Raw genomic sequence first — 19203 nt, 5'->3', positions numbered from 1 at the left:
TTTAAAAAAAATGAAGTAGCTCGATATATTCTTTTATAATATAAAAAACGAATGTAAAGTGTTCTTTTATAAGGTTTAAAGCAAAAATAAATAAATATAAAATAATTAATTTTTAGTAATAATGCAGAATAAAGGACTTATTAAATTTTTCGCAATTCTATTTGCATTGGTAAGTATTTACCAACTTTCGTTCACTTTTGTCGCGAGCAAAATTAAAAATGATGCGAAATCTTTTGCGGGTGGAAACCCTGATAAAGAAGCTAAATATTTAGATTCTATCGGTAAAGAAAAAGTATTTAGCCTTGGGTTTACTAATTTTACTTATAATGAAGTAAGTGATAAGCAAATCAACAAAGGTCTTGACTTAGAAGGAGGTATTAATGTAATACTTCAAATATCTGTTAAAGACATATTGAAAGGTTTATCGAATAACTCAAAAAATCCGGTTTTTAATAAATCTTTGGCTGATGCAACAGCAAATTTAAAAGGAAATCAAACCTATTTAGATGCATTTTTCAATGCTTTTGAAGCGAATTCAAAAGGGACCGTAAAATTAGCTTCTCCTGATATTTTTGCAAACAGAAGTTTGCAAGGTGAAGGTGGAGTCGATTTTCAAATGACCGATGCTGAGGTCGAAAAAGTAATCAAAAGAAAAGTAGATGAGTCTGTAGAAAGTGCTTTTGGTGTATTGAGAGAGCGTATAGACAAATTTGGTGTTACCCAACCTAATATTCAAAAATTAGGGGAGACGGGAAGAATTCTTGTAGAACTTCCTGGGGCTAAAGATGTAGACAGAATTAAAAGATTATTACAAAGTACCGCTCAACTAGAGTTTTGGGAAACATATAAAATAGAAGAAATTGGTAATTTTTTGATGGCAGCTAACGAGTCATTGAAGAAAACTGAAATCAATATTGCCGAAGTTAAACCTGTTGTGAAAGATTCTTTGAGCGCTTTGCTTTCGGATGGTAAAGATTCAGCTGACGCAAAAAAAGGAAATAATCCTTTGTTTGATAAAATCATTGGTCAAGGTGGAGGCCCAGTTTTGGGACTTTTCTCTCCAAAAGATACAGCTGTTGTAAACGGATATTTAAAAAGAGCGGATATTAGAGTTTTATTGGCTGCAGACCAGCGGTATGTGAAATTTGTTTGGGGAAAACCTTTGACTATTAAAGACGATAAAGCAAAAGCTGTTGAAGCAGTAGAATTATATGCTTTAAAAGGAAACCGAGACAATGTACCTGCAATGGCTGGTGGTGTGGTTACTGATGCAAAAGATACCTTTGACCAATCAGGTAAACCAGCGGTTTCGATGCAAATGAACGGACAAGGTGCAAAAGCATGGGAAGAATTAACTGGTAGAGCTTACACTCAAAAAAGTAATATTGCTATTGTTCTTGATAATGTGGTGTATTCTGCACCAGGAGTTTCTACAGGTCCAATTTCAGGTGGTAGGTCTGAAATTTCAGGAGCTTTCGATGTTACAGAAACTAAAGATTTAGCAAATGTATTGAGAGCAGGTAAATTGCCGGCTGCCGCAGATATTATTCAGTCAGAAGTGGTAGGGCCATCCTTAGGTCAGGAAGCAATTGATAACGGGACTAATTCTGCTTTGTTAGGATTGCTTTTAGTGTCACTCTGGATGATGATTTATTACGGTAGAGCAGGTTGGTATGCTAATATTGCATTAGCGGTTAACTTACTTTTCTTATTCGGAATTTTAGCAAGTATTGGTGCAGTTCTTACATTGCCAGGTATTGCAGGTATCGTATTGACAATGGGAACAGCTGTTGATGCGAACATCATTATCTACGAAAGAGCAAAAGAAGAGTTGCGTGCGGGTAAAACACTAGAAGAAGCCGTTAAAACTTCCTACAGCTGGAGAGGAGCAATGTCCTCGATTACGGATGCCAATGTTACGCATATTTTGACCGGAGCCGTATTGTTCATTTTTGGTTCAGGACCAATTAAGGGGTTTGCTACTACGTTATTAATCGGTATTATAACCTCATTGTTTACTTCTATTTTTATTGCGCGAATTTTTATTGACTGGAACATTAGTAAAAAGAACAATTTGACGTTTGTTACTAATTTCTCTAAAAATATGTTTGTCAATTTCAAGTTTAATTTCTTGGGAGTTAAAAAATGGACGTATTTATTTTCTAGTATTATAGTTGTTATCAGTTTTACTTCATTAGCAATTAACGGTCTTGATGAAGGAGTCGACTTTGTAGGAGGGCGAACTTTTCAGGTGCGTTTTGAAAAAGCAATTGAAACTGAAACCGTAAAAGCAGAGCTAGCGGAAGTTTTTGATGGTAGTGCCGAAGTAAAAGTTTTTGGTAGTGATAATCAATTGAAAATTACCACTAAATACAAAGTGGAAGAGCCAGGAATCAAAGCAGACGAAGAAGTAAATAAATTATTGTTTACTACTTTAAAACAACATTTTTCAGCTGATATGACGTATGATAAATTTGTTAATGCTTATGATGGTAAAAAACTCGGTATTTTACAAGCGTCTAAAGTAGGGCCAACAGTTGCTGAAGATATTAAAACGAATGCTTATTGGGCGGTTCTTGGAGCAATGGCAATCGTGTTTTTATATTTGATGATCAGTTATAGAAAATGGCAATACAGTTTAGGAGCGATTGCTGCTGTTGCCCACGATGTTATTTTTGTGCTAGGAATTTATTCATTGTGCTATAAATTTATGCCTTTTGGTATGGAAATCGATCAGCATTTTATCGCTGCGATTCTAACCGTTATTGGGTATTCTATGAATGATACAGTTATTGTATTTGACAGGGTTCGTGAATATTTAGCCGGAAAAACTAAAGGTTCTTTCTCTGAAATCGTAAATCAATCTATTAATACAACGATGTCAAGAACTATCAATACCTCTTTGACGATGATTGTGGTGTTGTTGATCATGTTTGTTTTTGGAGGGGAATCTATCAGAGGATTTATATTTGCTATGTTAGTTGGTATCATTGTAGGGACGTACTCTTCATTGTTTATTGCAACACCAGTACTTGTAGACACCATCTCAAAAGAAGATAAAGACAGAGTCGAAAAGGCGCATCTAGAAAACTAGAAACAGTTTTTTACAGCATCAAAAAAAAGAGATTCAGCGTAAGTTGAATCTCTTTTTTTATTTGTAACTTCAAACCTGATTTTAATTCCTTTTTTGAAAACTGTATAATCAGATAAACCAAAATACTATTAGTTATGCGGATGAAAGTATTAGTTATTTTAGTTTTAGTCCTTTGTACAATTCCATTTTATGCCCAAGAAAAGGCAAGTAAAGTTGATTTGGGTTTTTCGTATGGAATAGGAGATGAATTTAAGAACAGAAATTATACCTTTACAAATAAGTCTTATAAGGTGCAAATTTATTATGTTGTAAAACAAACGAAGAATTTTAAATACGCACTAGTGCTTCAGCCAGAAATTAATTTTGCAAGCCATCAACTCCTAAATATTTATTTTGTGGAGCCCGATGATCCAGATTATATTGTAAAACGGGAGCGCTATACAAAGCTAAAAGATGTAAAAGAATACGTTCTTAATCTTGGCTTTTTAATGCGAAAACCGGTCTTTAAATCGGCGAGTATTTATGTTTTAGGGAGCATAGGTCCAATGATTACAGATACAGAAACGGAACGACTCTCCAAAGGTTTTGCCTTTTCAGATGTTTTAGCGTTAGGATTTACTTTCAGACTCAAGGGTGTGACTTTAGACGTAAGACCAAATATTCGTCATGTGTCTAATGGGGGATTACAGAAAACCAATGCGGGATATACGACTAAAAACATTGACTTTGGGTTCTCCTTTTCGTTATAAAGAAAGCGTTAGCTACTAAGATGCAGCTAACGCTTTTTTTGTTGTAACGTATTGTTATTTAGTTTGTTATTTAGTTTGTTATTTCTTTTTCTGACGTAAGAATAAAATACAGTCCTATAAGAATAAAGGGGATACTAAGCCATTGTCCGGTTGAAAATAAACCTAAAGCACTTTCAAAACCGCCTTGACTTTCCTTAACAGATTCTACTATAAAACGGACTGTAAATAAAAGAACCAGGAACATACCAAATATAAATCCGGTATACCTTCTTTTTTCGGTTTTCCAATACAGGAAAAATAAGACTGCAAAGACAAAAATATAACAGAATGCCTCGTACAATTGAGTAGGATGTCTTACCGGAACTTGTTCCAGTAAAGAGACAAATTTAGGGTCGTTCGCAATGGCTGAGTACGCAGCTTGAGGATTGGGTATTTGAGTCGCATTGACCGCGTCCATAGCACTAAAATGGTCTTTCAAGAATTTTATTCCAAAGTCAGAAGTCGTTTTATGACCAATAATCTCCGAATTAAAAAAGTTACCCAATCTGACGAAAATAGCACCGCTTGCAACAGGAATAACCACCCGGTCCAAAATCCATAACTGGGGTTTTTTCAATATATTTTTACTGTAAAAATACATAGCAATAATTATTGATATGGCAGCACCATGACTTGCTAAACCTTGAAAACCTGTGAATTCCCATCCTTTAATAATGTATAAAATCGTTTCGTTTGGATTTTCTCGTATTGGCATAAAAATTTCCAATAAATGATTGCGATAATACTCCCAATCGTAAAAGAAAACGTGACCCAAACGTGCACCAAGTAAGGTCGCTAATACTGTCCAGATAAATAACGAATCTAATTTTTCTATTGATTCCCCTTCACGATCAAAGATATTTTTCATAATATACCAGCCTAATCCAAAAGCAATTACAAACATTAAACTGTAATAACGAATGATAAAAAAGCCTAAATCAATTCCTTCTGATGGATTCCAAACGATGTTTAAAGCGTGTGTCATGTATTGTATTTTATATGTTTGACGTAAAAATAGAGATTAAATGTAAAATTCGTATTAAAAAAGAGAATCTTTATGGGTACATGATTTTTTGGGAACCGGATCATAGCCGGTTTTTCCCCAAGGATGGCAACTAAAAATACGTTTTATACCTAAAAACCCGCCATAAAACAAACCGTGGGTTTGTAAAGCTTCAATCATATACGAGGAGCACGTGGGTTCAAATCTACAAGCCGCAGGTGTAAAGGGTGAAATAGCCACTTGATAGAAACGAACCAATAGTAAAAATGGGTAAATGATGATTTTTGATAACATGATTTTAAAATTAAAACTTCTCTGTTGTTACTCAAAATTATTTTTCAGTTGTAATCGATTTCGGTATTTAGCGAACTAGATACTAAACGAAGTTCCTTCTTTACCATCTTTTAACTGAATTCCTAAAACAATTAATTGATCTCTTATTTGATCAGAAAGTGCAAAATTCTTATTGTCGCGAGCTTGTTTTCTCATTTCAATAAGCATATTGACCGTTCCTTCTAACTTATCGTTATTGCTGTCCGAGACTTTTTCGTCTTCTAATCCTAATACGTCAAACACAAATGCATGCATTGTTTTTGCAAAATGGTTTAAATCTTCCGCATTCAAGGTCTCTTTTTCATCCTTTAGTAAATTGATAAAACGTACACCTTCAAACAACTGCGCAATCAAAATAGGAGTGTTAAAATCGTCATTCATTGCATCATAACAGGTTTGTTTCCAAGCCGGAATGTCAACGGTGCTTTTTGTGTGAACAGTGATTTCTTTCAACGAATTAATCGCTTCCATCAATCGTTTGTATCCTTTTTCGGCAGCAACAATGGCATCATCAGAAAAATCAAGAATACTTCTGTAATGCGCCTGGAGCATAAAAAATCGTGCTACTGATGCTGAAAAAGCTTTACTTAAAACGGTGTTTTCTCCAGTCAATATTTCTCTTGGCAAAATATTATTTCCCGTAGATTTTGCCATTTTTTTTCCGTTCAAAGTCAACATATTGGCGTGGAGCCAATAATTAACCGGAGTTTGACCGGTACAGGCTTCGTTTTGTGCAATTTCACACTCATGATGCGGGAATTTTAAGTCCATTCCGCCACCGTGAATGTCAAAATGATTGCCTAAGTATTTAGTGCTCATTGCTGTACATTCTAAATGCCATCCCGGAAATCCATCACTCCATGGCGAAGGCCAACGCATAATATGTTGAGTTTCCGCTTTTTTCCAAAGCGCAAAATCCTGTGGATTTCTCTTGTCACTTTGCCCGTCAAGATCCCTGGTATTGGCTAGCATATCCTCAATGTTTCGGCCACTTAATCTGCCGTAATGATTGGTTTCATTAAATTTTACCACATCAAAATAAACAGAGCCATTGGCTTCATAACCAATTCCTTTTTCAATTATGGTTTTGATAATTTCAATTTGCTCAATAATATGTCCCGTTGCAGTGGGTTCGATACTTGGTGACAAAAAGTTAAAAGCATTCAAAATTTCATGAAAATCAACCGTATAGCGTTGCACTACTTCCATTGGTTCCAGTTGTTCCAGACGTGCTTTTTTGGCAATTTTATCCTCACCTTCATCCACATCGTCTACAATATGCCCCACATCCGTAATGTTTCTAACGTAGCGTACTTTGTATTCTAAATGCAAAAAATACCTAAAAATCACGTCAAAAGACATAAAGGTACGCACATTTCCAAGATGTACATTGCTGTAAACTGTAGGTCCACAAACATACATTCCTACATTTCCTTCATGAATAGGTTTGAAAATTTCTTTTTCTCCTGAAAGAGAATTGTATATTTTTAGATTTTGGCTATTGTATAATGGCATTGTAGATTATTGTTTTCCCCACCCCAGCCCTCCCAAAGGGAAGGGAGTTGAGACGTGAATGCGTTATTAATAATTGTTGTAATCTTGTTCTGACCTTACCAAGCTAGGCTCCCGCTCCTTTGCAGAGGGTCGGGGAGAGGACTAGAACTTAGTTTCTAATTTAATATAATCTAAAAACTCTCTGCGAGTGACACTATCTTTAAATTTTCCGCCAAATTCAGAGGTTACGGTACTACTTTCAATATCACTGATTCCTCTTGAATTTACACAAAGGTGCTTGGCATCGATTACGCAGGCTACATCTTCTGTACCTAATGCGATTTGTAATTCCTGAACAATTTGCATGGTTAAGCGCTCCTGAACCTGAGGTCTTTTAGCATAATATTCTACGATACGGTTCATTTTAGACAAACCAATAACTCTGCCGTTTGAAATATAAGCTACGTGCGCTCTTCCTATAATTGGTAATAAATGATGTTCACAGGTAGAATATACGATGATGTTTTTTTCAACTAACATTTCACCGTACTTGTAATTATTGTCAAATGTAGATGCTTTTGGTTTTTTAGCAGGATTTAAACCGCCAAAAATTTCCTTTACAAACATTTTGGCAACACGATTGGGCGTGCCTTTTAAACTATCATCGGTCAAGTCCATTCCAAGTGTGATTAGAATGCTCTCCACGTCCTTTTTTATTTTTTCAATTTTTTCTTCATCAGAAATGGCAAAAGCATCATCTCGTACTGGATTTTTTGCGGATAAACTAATATGGTTTTCTCCTATTTCGTCTTGAAATTCTTCGTTTTTTATCATTAAAAGCAACTATTATTGTTGGTGTAAATATTTAAGGGGTAAAGGTAAATAATAAAAATTAAAAAATTTCTATCGCTCCTACTATTTAAGACTACTTTATTGGTTCAGCCGCCCGTTATACTTTCTTTTTTGGATCTAAAAAGAATAGGCAATAACGAACTCGTTACTGCCTTTTATAAAATAGTTCCGGTTCCCTAAAGGGGATGTCTACCAAAATGTGTTTGATTATACTTTCGTTAGTGTCGCATTATAAACAGGGATCGCTGCTTTCAGGATTCGTACTGCGCTAATTAAATCTTCTTTCTTTAAAACATAAGCAATTCGAACCTGATTTAATCCCATTCCCGGAGTAGAGTAAAAACCGGCTGCTGGCGCTACCATTACTGTTTCTCCATTTAGGTCATAACTTTCTAATAGCCATTGCGCAAAAGCATCGGCATTAGCAACTGGTAGTTGCGCAATACAATAAAAAGCCCCTTTTGGTTTGCTTACAATAACACCATCTATTTTATTTAATTCTTCAATCAAAGTGTCTCTGCGTTCTCTATATTCTGAAATTACTTCGTCAAAATAACTTTGTGGAGTGTCAAGAGCAGCTTCGCTTGCAATCTGTTCAATCGTTGGTGGACTTAATCTTGCTTGTGCAAATTTCATTGCAGTAGCCATCAGTTCCTTGTTTTTAGAAACAATGCATCCTATTCTGGCACCGCACATGCTGTATCTTTTTGAAACAGAATCAATCATGATTGCATGTTCTTCAAGCCCGGGAACATTCATTACGGAATAATGGACATCACCATCATAAGTAAATTCACGATATACTTCATCAGAAATTAGAAATAAATCATGTTTTTTGACTAAGGCAGCCAGTTGCATGATTTCTTCTTTTGAATATAAATAACCCGTTGGATTTCCTGGATTACAAATCAGGATCGCTTTTGTTTTTGGCGTAATCAGCTTTTCAAAATCAGCTACGGCCGGTAATGCAAAGCCGGTTTCAATACTCGAGATTACTGGAACTACAGAAACTCCTGATGCGGTTGAAAATCCATTATAATTTGCATAAAATGGTTCCGGAATAATGATCTCATCACCATGATCCATCGTGCTGCCTATAGCAAACATCAAGGCTTCAGATCCTCCGGTGGAGATTATAATATCTTCAATATGTACAGGAATTCCTTGATTTGTATAATAGGCAGCTAATTTTTTTCTATAGCTTTCATTCCCGGCGGAATGGCTGTATTCTAAAATAGTTAAATCTATATTTTTAACCGCATTCATAGCAACTTCAGGAGTTCTGATATCGGGTTGGCCAATGTTTAAATGGTATACTTTATGGCCTTTATTTTTCGCTATTTCAGAGTAGGGAACCAATTTTCGTATTGGTGATTCAGGCATTTGTTTGCCTTTATTTGATATTGTTGGCATAGTTTTAAATTATTGAATTGCAAATTTGCGATTTTTTTTTCGAATTTATCACAATTTATGCCCGGATATATCATATAAAACAAGGTTTTGTTTTATATTTTTAGTATTTTTATAAAAAGCTAGCACAATGAAAAGAACGCTAAATTTATTTTTTTTAATCTTCTCGATATACAGTGTTTTGGCGCAGCAAGGATTTCAGTTTGAAAAAAATGGAGACAAAATTAGTGTGCCTTTCAAGTTGATCAATAATTTAGTGCTTCTGCCTATAAAAGTGAATGGAGTTGAATTAAATTTTTTATTGGATTCCGGTGTAGAAGAGACCATATTATTTAGTTTGGAAGAAAAAAAAGAAGTTCGTTTTTTTAACGCGGAAAAAGTACTATTAAGAGGATTAGGGAGCCAAGAGGCGGTCGAGGGATTGAAATCGACCAATAATATATTGCAATTCGGCAGCATGTTGTATGCGGATCATATGGTTTATATTGTTTTGAATCAGGATTTTAATTTATCCTCTCATATTGGGATTCCTGTAAACGGAATTATAGGATTTCAGTTTTTTAGAAATAATCTGGTTGAAATTAATTACTCTAAAAAGAGAGTTATAGTCTATAGCGATACCGCTAAAAATAGAAAAAAAATAGTTAGAAAGTTCAAAACTATTCCTATCGCTATCGAGAAATCAAAGCCGTATTTAAAAGGTACGGTGTTGTTGAATAATAAGGAACTGGTGGTCAAGTTGCTGATTGATATAGGAAATAGTGATGCAATATGGTTGTTTCAGGATCGCTCCGAATTTCTTAAAGTTCCCCCGAAAAATTTTGCTGATTTTTTGGGCAGAGGATTTAGTGGTGATGTTGAAGGAAAAAGAGCCAGAATTCAAAAATTCGCAATGAATCAGTTTGTATTTAATAATCCAATAGTAGCTTTCCCGGACTCTACTTCAATTAGGAATGTTACGATGGTTCCTGATCGGATGGGATCAGTAGGAGGAGAGATTATGAAAAGATTTACCGTTATTTTTAATTACCCTAAAAAAGAAATGTATGTAAAAAAAAATAGTCTTTACAACGATCCTTTTGCATACAATAAAAGCGGAGTAGAGATCCAGCACAATGGATTACAGTGGGTTCAGGAAACTGTTCGGATGGAAACCGTCCCTTTGTTACCAAAATATAATGAGTCAGGCGAAACTAAAGTACTCAATGACTTTAAATATAAATTCCAATTAAAGCCTATTTATGAGATTGCAAATGTTAGAAATAATTCGCCTGCAGCAAATTCAGGAGTACAAAAAGGCGATATTATTATTTTAATCAATAACGCTCCTGCTTATAGATATTCGTTGCAAAAAGTTAATTCTCTCTTTAGATCTGAGGAGGAAAAATGGATAACATTGGAAGTGGAAAGAAATAGTCAGATTCTGAAATTTAGATTTCAGTTACAGGATTTTCTCTAACAAAAAACGCCTCCAGAGGGTTTCAGGAAGCGTATTGATGTGTACACATGGAATTTAAATCCATCAAGTAGGTCGGGTAAAAATCAAATAGGACACATTGGATTTAGAGGAATAGTGTTTTTGTCCATTGGCTCCTTAACGCGAAAGTCTGAGGAAACAGGGTATCTCCTTGTTTTAAATAAATCACAATTGCGTGATTTAATTTGCAACCACTTCCCCTTTTATTTTTAAAGCGACTCTCCCGGAATCGTAATTCACGGCATTCGATTCAACAGTTATTGTTTTTCTAATTGGTCCGGGAGCCATATTGTATTTTATGGATATTTTTCCTGTTTTTCCCGGCATAATTGGCTCGGTTGGTTTTGTTGGAATGGTGCACCCACAAGTAGAAAGGACATTTGTAATAAGTAATGGCGCATTTCCAGTGTTCGTAAAAATAAAATTACGGGTTCCACTATCATTTTTGGTAACCCTCCCATAATCGATTGTATTGTCTTTTGCAGCAAATTCAATTTTAGGGCCATTTTGAGCAAATCCTACGGTGCTAATTAATGTGAATGCAAATAAAATTAGTATTTTTTTCATTTTCATTTTTTTAAATTCATTAAAGTAAATATACTTTGTTTTAATTAACGCACAAATTTTTATTTCTCTTTTTATAGTCTACTTAATTATTTACTTTTGTGCCCTATCAGAATTACAAATATCAGACCAAAGTCTACAAAGGTATTTGTTGATCTGGTTATTGGTTTAACGGAACCAACAAACAATTGAATTTAACGATTAAATGACCCACAATAAAATGATTATTCCTGCACAATTTGACGCTAAAACTATTGAGAATAAGTGGTATGACTACTGGATGAAAAATAATTATTTTCACTCAGAGCCGGATCAAAGAACACCATATACTATCGTAATTCCACCGCCTAATGTGACTGGAGTTTTACACATGGGACACATGTTGAACAATACTATTCAAGATGTATTAATAAGAAGAGCGCGTCTTAAAGGGTTCAATGCGTGCTGGGTTCCGGGAACGGATCATGCCTCAATAGCTACAGAAGCTAAGGTGGTAGCCAAATTAAAAGCTGAAGGAATCCATAAAAATGATTTAACACGTGAAGAATTTTTGGCGCATGCCTGGGAATGGACCGATAAATATGGCGGTGTAATTCTGGAACAACTCAAACAATTGGGCTGTTCATGTGATTGGGATCGAACAAAATTCACCATGGATCCTGATATGTCAGCCTCAGTGATTCGTTCTTTTGTAGATTTATACAACAAAGGTTTGATTTATCGAGGGTACCGAATGGTAAACTGGGATCCCGAGGCAAAAACTACGTTGTCTGATGAAGAAGTAATTTATGAAGAACAACAAGGAAAGTTATATTACATAAAATATAAAATCCTCACCCCAGCCCTCTCCGAAGGAGAGGGAGCCGAGACTTTTAACTCCCCTCCTTCTGAGGTGTTGGGGGAAGAATTTTTGACCATAGCAACTACGCGTCCGGAAACTATTTTTGGTGATAGCGCCATTTGTATTAATCCAAATGACGAACGTTTTGCTCATTTGAAAGGCAAAAAAGCGATTGTCCCTATTTGCGGAAGAGTAATTCCTATTATCGAAGATGACTATGTCGACATAGAATTTGGTACTGGTTGTTTGAAAGTGACCCCGGCTCACGATATGAATGACAAGGCATTGGGAGAAAAACATAATTTGGAGATTATTGATATTTTCAACGAAGATGCAACGATGAATAGTTTTGGTTTGCATTACCAAGGGAAAGATCGTTTTGTGGTTCGTGAAGAAATTGCAAAAGAACTAGGGACTATAGGTGCTTTAGCAAAAACAGAAACACACTTAAATAAAGTAGGTACTTCGGAAAGAACCAAAGCAGTTATCGAGCCTCGTTTATCAGACCAATGGTTCTTGAAAATGGAAGATTTGGTAAAACCGGCAATTCAATCCGTATTGGTTGATGGCGAAATTAAATTGCATCCAGCACGTTTTAACAATACGTACGCCCATTGGCTAAACAACATTCGCGATTGGAATATTTCGCGTCAATTGTGGTGGGGACAACAAATTCCGGCCTATTTCTATGGCGACGGAAAAGAGGATTTCGTGGTCGCTGAAAATATTGAGGATGCTTTGGCTTTAGCCAAAGAAAAAACGTCTAACTTCTCACTTCTCACTTCTGACTTGAAGCAAGATGTTGATGCATTAGACACTTGGTTTTCTTCATGGCTGTGGCCAATGTCCGTTTTTGGTGGTATAATGAATCCGGAAAGTGAAGACTTTAAATACTATTATCCAACCAATGATTTAGTAACTGGTCCGGATATTTTGTTTTTCTGGGTAGCGAGAATGATTATTGCAGGATATGAGTACACAGGAAAAAAACCTTTTACAAATGTTTATTTGACTGGTTTAGTTCGGGATAAACAAAGACGTAAAATGTCTAAATCATTAGGGAATTCACCGGATCCTTTAGACTTAATAGAAAAATTTGGTGCCGATGGTGTTCGGGTTGGATTGCTTTTGAGCGCTTCTGCCGGAAATGACATTATGTTTGACGAAGAATTGTGCAACCAAGGAAAAGCATTCACCAATAAGATCTGGAATGCCTTTAAATTGATCAAAGGTTGGGAAGTTTCGGAAACGATTCCACAACCGGAATCTTCAAAAGTAGCAATCGAGTGGTATGAAGCCAAGTTGCAACAAACACTTCTAGAAATCGAAGATAATTTCGAAAAATACAGAATTTCAGACGCCTTGATGGGAATTTATAAACTGGTTTGGGATGATTTCTGCTCTTGGTTTTTAGAAATGATAAAACCGGCGTACCAACAGCCAATCGACAGCGTTACTTTGGCGAAAGCCATAGCAATGCTTGAAAATAATTTAAAATTATTGCATCCGTTTATGCCGTTCCTGACAGAGGAAATTTGGCAAATTCTTGCCGAAAGAACTACAGATGAAGCATTAATCGTTTCGACTTGGCCAGAAATAAAACCGTTTGATTCCCGTTTAATTGCTGATTTTGAAAACACAATGGAGGTTATTTCCGGAATTCGTACGATCCGTAAAGACAAGAATATTCCGTTTAAAGATGCGATTGAATTTAAAATTATCAATAATGACAATACTTCGGCTTATTTTGATTCGGTGGTGACTAAATTAGGAAACTTGACTTCCTTAGAATATGTTTTGGATAAAGTGGATGGCGCCTTGTCTTTCCGTGTCAAATCGAATGAATATTTCATCCCAATCACCGGAAATATTGACGTACAAGCTGAAATTACTAAACTGACGGCGGAGTTAGTCTATACGCAAGGTTTCTTGAAATCAGTACAAAATAAACTAGCCAACGAGAAATTTGTGGCTGGTGCACCGGAGAAAGTTTTAGCCAACGAAAGACAAAAAGAAGCAGATGCTCTGGCAAAAATGGAAACTATCGAGCACAGTTTGGCGGGTTTAAAATAGACTTAGTCAAAATATATAAACCCGACCCATTTTCAATATAGGTCGGGTTCTTTTTTATGTCAACTTAGTTTAGCAGGGTTGAAGCAGAAATTTAGCCAAATAAAAACAAAAATAATAACGGAAATATAATTCCGGCAACGGCCAGTTTCCAACCCCTGTTTTTCCAACTGAATTTTCCGGATTTAATCATAACCGTTCCTGTTAAGGCAATAATGATTAAGCTGATCGCAAAAATATCAGAATAATAAATCCAAAAATTAGAGGTGTTTTTATGCAATTTCATCGTTTGGCTGATAATTGGCGTTTTAGAGAAGGAAACAATTTCTCCTTTTCCAGTTTTCAGGTCAATTTCGACATCGTGTTTTTCAAAAGAAATTTTAAAGGTTCCTTTTTTTACCATTTGACGTCTCATTTTATCATCGATGCCCAATTGTTTGCCTAAATCTTCAGCAAATTTTTCATTAATAGCACTTTCAGCAGGCAGTTTTACTTGAATAACTTTTGTTTCGGTAGTGTATTTTTCTGGATGCCAGTATTCTCTGTGGTTCATCATAAGTCCTGAGAGGGCAAAAGAAACAATTAATCCGATATAGAAATACCCTAAATCACGGTGTAAATTTCTTGCTTTTATTTTCATCATGGGTTTGAATTTTAGGTTTTGAATTATGAATCAGACTTTTTATTTGGTAAAAGGTTTAATTAGAATTTATATTTTAAGCTGGTCATCACTTGACGGGGGGCTGTTGGGTTTACACTATAATTTTCATGTACGGTATAATTCAAAACATTTGTATTATTTGAAAATCTGCAAAAAAAAACTCAAATTGGCTGTATGCTATGATGTTCTTGCTAAAATATCCTCTACTACAAGACTGCCGCTTGTACCAAAAGATTTAGAAATTTTCAGTTGTGTCAGGTGTTTCTTGTGCAAAGTCTTTTTTGGTGAACAGAAAAGTCAAAACGGGTATTAAACTATTTTTCATAATTATTTATTTGGATAGAATAAAAATAACAATGCAAATGTAGAATCAGAATTTCATTCAACAAAAATTATTTAATTAAATGATGAATAGTAAATTAAAATAATTTATGGCTTCCTGAATAATAGTGTTTTTAAAAAAAAACTTTCTTTTGTAACAGTTATCGCCATCAAAATATTAAATTTTAACATTTGATTTTCGGTTTCTTCCCCACCAAATATAGCATCCGGTTATAGGAAGACTCGCAATAAGTAAACTGATTAAAAAGGCAAATATTTTTCCGGCTATTCCAAAAACGGCACCCGTATGAATGTCGTAATTCAAGAGCAGCAGTTTGTCGGCAATTTTAGCTTCTTTATACCTTCCGTAAAGGTGATCGACTTTTTGTTCTTCTAGGTTGTATTGGTCAAAATAACGGTAGTCTATTTTCCAATAGGTGCCTTCCTCAGGATTTGCATTTGCAGCAATAGAAGAACTGGCACTTTCCGGTGGATGCACTTCTATAGATTTTGCTTTTGGATATTCTTTTTGCATCAAAGTCCAAATTTGATCCAGCGGTTTATCTACTTTTTTTGTTTTTATAGTCGAAATAGGATCTTCATAAACCAATGATTTTTCTCCACCAAGAACCGTATAATAAGAATAAGCAAACCATTGGAAACCCCAGACTAAACCCGTAATTGCAAAAATAACGGCTATTATTAGCACGTATAAGCCAGTAATATTATGCAAGTCATAGTTTTTACGTTTCCATTTTAATCCTTTTTTCCATTTAAACCAAAACCGTTGTTTGGCAGCATTTTTATTTTTCGGATACCAAAGAATCATTCCCGTAATCAGCAGAATCAAAAATACTAAAGTTGCCGATGCCGTAACGGTTTGTCCGATTTCATGAGGCAGCCAAAGATAAAAATGACCGTCAAGAATAAAGTTAAAAAACCCATCTTCCATATTGGTTTTTTCAAGGACTTCACCTGTATACGGATTGAGGTACACAATATAATGATAGGAAGGTTCGTAATGGAAAAATATAGCTTCCACTGATTTGACAGAACCATTGTATTTTATGGCATGTAACACTTTGTTTGGAATTTCTTTTCGGGCAATTTCTTCCAATTGCGTAGGTAATAGAAATGGTTTTTCCTGTTTTGTAACAAACCTGTACTCATCGGTGTAATCTTGTATTTCTTCCTGAAAGGCATACAAACTTCCCGTGATGGCAATTATGAAAACAAGTACGCCTGAGGATAAGCCAAGCCAAAGATGGATTTTTAGGATTGCTTTTTTTAAGGTGTTATTTTTCATTATAAATGGATTAAACTCCTCCAGGAAAAGAGGAGTTTAGTTAGACAAAACGAATTAGGAATCTTAAAATTTATATGTCAAACTGGCAGTTACACTTCTTAATCGCTGTGGAGTTACAGTAGACCAACCTGAATAATATTTTTCGTTTAATATATTATTTAATTTTAAAGCTAAATTGAATTTATCATTTGAATACGACAAAGCCGAATTTAATATGGTATAACTTGGTAAGGCAAACGTTCCGATATTCGCTCTGTTCAACGTTTTATATTCACTGGCATGGTTTCCGCCAAATCCAAGACCGAATCCTTTTAATTTCCCGGAAGTCAACGTGTAATTTGCCCAAAAATTTACTAGCGTTTCTGGTCCGGCTTCTTCAGGTCTTAATCCTAAATATCCATCACCGGGATTGTCTTTTGTAACTTCAGTTTTGTTATTACTGAATCCGGCAATCACATTAAATCCTTTCATTGGGTTTGCCGTAAAACTGATTTCAACTCCTTTACTGTTGACTTCACCGCCCTGAATTGCGTTATTAATATTGTTTGGATCCGTCATTAATCGGTTTTTCACATCAATGTTGTAGTAGCTAATCGATGCCGAAATGATGTCTTTGTATAAGTTTGTTTTTAATCCAAATTCATATTGATTAGCTTGCTCCGGATCAAAAGATTCCATTCTTGTATTAGAACCATCCACTTCAGAAACTTCTCGTGGCGTTACATTTACAAAGCCATTCATATAATTTGAAAAAACCGAAACTTTATCTTTAATCAACATATAAACCAGACCGAATTTTGGAGAAACGGCTGCTTGGCTGTTTTCTTCGGTCGCTGTTTTCGATTTGAAATGATCGACGCGCAAACTGATCATTGCCGATAATTTATCGGTAACATTCAACACATCAGAGGCGTACGCACTAATAACCTCAACTTCAGCAGTTGAATTTCCGTCAAACGAATCTACTAAAAGATTATCAACTCCCGCTTGGGTCAAATCTCCGGTATCTGATCCATCGATTAAGGAGACAATTCCGTTTCCAACCCAACCGGTACTCCCGTTTATAATATTTGATTTATAATAATCAACACCGGCAACCAATCGGTTTCTTAAGTTTCCAATTTTAAAGTCTCCAATAAAATTTTGTTGAATATCCGTTGCTAAAGTTTCTCCGTTTCTTTTAGAAATGAATCGTGTAAAATCATTTCCGTTTGATGCATCAAATAAATAGGAATAATACCCATTTGTTTTACTGTTGCTTCTGGATAATACGGTTTGCGAAGTCCACTGATCCGATATTTTATAAAACATTTGAGCCTGTAAATTATAAGTAGGATTGCTGATGGACAGCTCGTTTGAAGTGAATGATTTTGTATAGTTTTTTTCGAATAATTCCATCGAATCAAATGATAGAGCGGAATTTCTGTTCAAGAAAAGCATCGGGGCATTTGATGAATTTCGGTTTGTAAATTCAGTATTGATCAAGAACGAAAGTTTATCACTAACTTTATAACTCAAGGAAGGCGCAAAGAAAAAGGATTTGCCAAAACCGGCATCCTGAAACGAATTTTCTTTTTGGTAGGCTGTATTGATTCGTACGGAAACATCCGTGTTTAGCGGGATATTTACATCTGCAGTAAGGCGATCCATACCATACGATCCTGCATTATAACTGATTTCTCCACCAAATCTTGAATAAGGTTTTTTAGTTACAATATTTATTAAACCTCCGTATGAAATCAAACTACTGCCAAATAATGTTCCTGAAGGTCCTTTGATCACTTCAATATTGTCCACGTTGGCCGGATCAATACTTCCGTTGTTGATTCCGGGAAGCCCGTTGATCATTGTTGGCTGAACTGAAAAACCTCTCATGGAAAAATATTCAGCGCCATCGCCGCCACGCCCGGTTGATTCCCAAAGACGCGTGATTCCAGTTGCATTTTTTAGCGCATCACTAAAGTTAGTAACCACTTGTTCTTTCATTAACTCGCTGGTAACTGTATTGTACACCTGTGGATTTTCAATATTATTCAAAGGCATTTTAGAGACGGTGGTGCTTTTTTCTCTTTTATACCTGTATTTGTTGGTGTTTATAATCACTTCTTTCAATGTTTTTAAGGTATCTTTTTCTTGCTCTTTCTTTTCTTGAGCAGTAACCGTTATTCCAAAAAGCAAAACGAACAGGTAAAAGGCAGGTATCTTTTTCATTTATTTAGATTAATTAAAAATAAGTTGCAAATATAAGAGTGCTTTTGTTCTTAACAAAACTTATTTAGACTAATTATAGATAATATTTAAAATTAATTTTTATTCCACTGCAAAACAGTTTTTTAACGGCATAAAAAAAACCTTGCTTATTTCGAGCAAGGTTTTGATTGGAAGTAAAATGTTAAAATTTTAGTTGATTTTTTTCATTGAATATTGTTCGGAACTGGGTTTTCCTTGCTGGATTCCTGAAATTTTTACCACTATACTGTCTGGATTGATTTCACTATAAATAATTTTTTGAGGATAATCATGTTTCGGGTTTTCAAAAACCAGTTGTTTCTCAGTTGTCGTTGTCAACTTGAATGCGACTACTTTTTCCTCGTTTTGTCCTTTTACCATAGTTGAATACGTTAATTCTTCTCCTTTTTGTTGCAAAATAATAGATTCAAAATGCAAGGTGTCTTTTTCTTTGATAAAATAGGACTGCGCTTCAAAAGTACTGTCGTTTACTTTTTTCCAAGTTTCAGAAAGATTTCCATCAACGGATTTATTTTCCCAATTTCCTAAAATCCAATTGGCGGCTTTCATTTTTTCTAATTCATTTGCATCCGATTCTTTGCAGGAAAAAATGGTTAACAAAAGTAATATAAGAGTTGTTTTTTGAAACATTGGTGTAAATATTTGGTGTTATTTTGAACTGCTAAATTAATAAAAAATAGAATAACGTCACTTTTTTAGTTTTGGAATCAAAGGTTTACCATATAAGTCATATAAGTTT

The 19203-nt window shown here is 35.1% G+C and carries 14 protein-coding genes; 4 read left to right on the top strand and 10 right to left on the bottom strand.

The window, feature by feature from the left end; all coding sequences use genetic code 11:
* Positions 1 to 121 precede the first annotated feature (121 nt).
* Positions 122 to 3094: a protein translocase subunit SecDF gene (secDF, locus tag EKM00_RS07765; RefSeq protein WP_126515798.1), complete on the top strand. Its 2973-nt coding sequence runs from the start codon at positions 122 to 124 to the stop codon at positions 3092 to 3094.
* Between the two features lie 140 nt (positions 3095 to 3234).
* On the top strand, positions 3235 to 3843 hold the full coding sequence (locus EKM00_RS07760) for an acyloxyacyl hydrolase (RefSeq protein ID WP_233592257.1): 609 nt from the start codon (positions 3235 to 3237) through the stop codon (positions 3841 to 3843).
* Between the two features lie 70 nt (positions 3844 to 3913).
* Here the strand turns inward: EKM00_RS07760 and lgt are convergent, their stop codons facing one another.
* From lgt to EKM00_RS07735, 5 genes are all read right to left on the bottom strand, one after another.
* Positions 3914 to 4867: a prolipoprotein diacylglyceryl transferase gene (lgt, locus tag EKM00_RS07755; RefSeq protein ID WP_126454092.1), complete on the bottom strand. Its 954-nt coding sequence runs from the start codon at positions 4865 to 4867 to the stop codon at positions 3914 to 3916.
* A gap of 54 nt (positions 4868 to 4921) precedes the next feature.
* A complete protein-coding gene (yidD, locus tag EKM00_RS07750) occupies positions 4922 to 5179 on the bottom strand; it encodes a membrane protein insertion efficiency factor YidD (RefSeq protein WP_126454090.1) in 258 nt (85 codons plus the stop codon).
* Positions 5180 to 5254: 75 nt separating this feature from the next.
* Positions 5255 to 6733 (bottom strand): cysteine--tRNA ligase, encoded by a 1479-nt coding sequence (gene cysS / locus EKM00_RS07745; protein WP_126454088.1) that lies wholly within the window; start codon positions 6731 to 6733, stop codon positions 5255 to 5257.
* A 141-nt stretch (positions 6734 to 6874) separates the two neighbouring features.
* Entirely contained in the window at positions 6875 to 7546 is a 672-nt protein-coding gene (gene folE, locus EKM00_RS07740) for a GTP cyclohydrolase I FolE (RefSeq protein ID WP_126454086.1), read from the bottom strand.
* Positions 7547 to 7771: 225 nt separating this feature from the next.
* Positions 7772 to 8977, bottom strand: a complete 1206-nt coding sequence (locus EKM00_RS07735; RefSeq protein ID WP_126515797.1) for a pyridoxal phosphate-dependent aminotransferase — start codon at positions 8975 to 8977, stop codon at positions 7772 to 7774.
* A gap of 127 nt (positions 8978 to 9104) precedes the next feature.
* On the opposite strand from EKM00_RS07735, the gene EKM00_RS07730 reads away from it, so the two are divergent.
* Positions 9105 to 10433: a PDZ domain-containing protein gene (locus EKM00_RS07730; RefSeq protein WP_126515796.1), complete on the top strand. Its 1329-nt coding sequence runs from the start codon at positions 9105 to 9107 to the stop codon at positions 10431 to 10433.
* A 198-nt stretch (positions 10434 to 10631) separates the two neighbouring features.
* On the opposite strand, the gene EKM00_RS07725 is transcribed toward EKM00_RS07730, so the two are convergent.
* Positions 10632 to 11018: a DUF1573 domain-containing protein gene (locus EKM00_RS07725; protein ID WP_126515795.1), complete on the bottom strand. Its 387-nt coding sequence runs from the start codon at positions 11016 to 11018 to the stop codon at positions 10632 to 10634.
* 217 nt (positions 11019 to 11235) lie between these two features.
* Here EKM00_RS07725 and EKM00_RS07720 point away from each other — a divergent pair, with 217 nt between their 5' ends.
* Complete coding sequence (locus EKM00_RS07720) at positions 11236 to 13929, top strand: valine--tRNA ligase (protein WP_126515847.1); 2694 nt, start codon at positions 11236 to 11238, stop codon at positions 13927 to 13929.
* A gap of 91 nt (positions 13930 to 14020) precedes the next feature.
* Here EKM00_RS07720 and EKM00_RS07715 read toward each other — a convergent pair whose 3' ends face one another.
* From EKM00_RS07715 to EKM00_RS07700, 4 genes are all read right to left on the bottom strand, one after another.
* Positions 14021 to 14569 (bottom strand): PepSY-associated TM helix domain-containing protein, encoded by a 549-nt coding sequence (locus EKM00_RS07715; protein ID WP_126515794.1) that lies wholly within the window; start codon positions 14567 to 14569, stop codon positions 14021 to 14023.
* Between the two features lie 517 nt (positions 14570 to 15086).
* Positions 15087 to 16214 (bottom strand): PepSY-associated TM helix domain-containing protein, encoded by a 1128-nt coding sequence (locus EKM00_RS07710; RefSeq protein WP_126515793.1) that lies wholly within the window; start codon positions 16212 to 16214, stop codon positions 15087 to 15089.
* A gap of 63 nt (positions 16215 to 16277) precedes the next feature.
* Positions 16278 to 18425 carry a TonB-dependent siderophore receptor gene (locus EKM00_RS07705; protein WP_126515792.1) on the bottom strand — a complete coding sequence of 716 codons (2148 nt, stop codon included), beginning with the start codon at positions 18423 to 18425 and terminating at the stop codon, positions 16278 to 16280.
* A 189-nt stretch (positions 18426 to 18614) separates the two neighbouring features.
* Entirely contained in the window at positions 18615 to 19094 is a 480-nt protein-coding gene (locus tag EKM00_RS07700) for a DUF6265 family protein (protein WP_126515791.1), read from the bottom strand.
* Positions 19095 to 19203 lie beyond the last annotated feature (109 nt).

The sequence above is a fragment of the Flavobacterium sp. RSP15 genome (assembly GCF_003968755.1).
GTDB lineage: Bacteria > Bacteroidota > Bacteroidia > Flavobacteriales > Flavobacteriaceae > Flavobacterium.
This window is presented reverse-complemented; position numbering and strand designations above follow the sequence as displayed.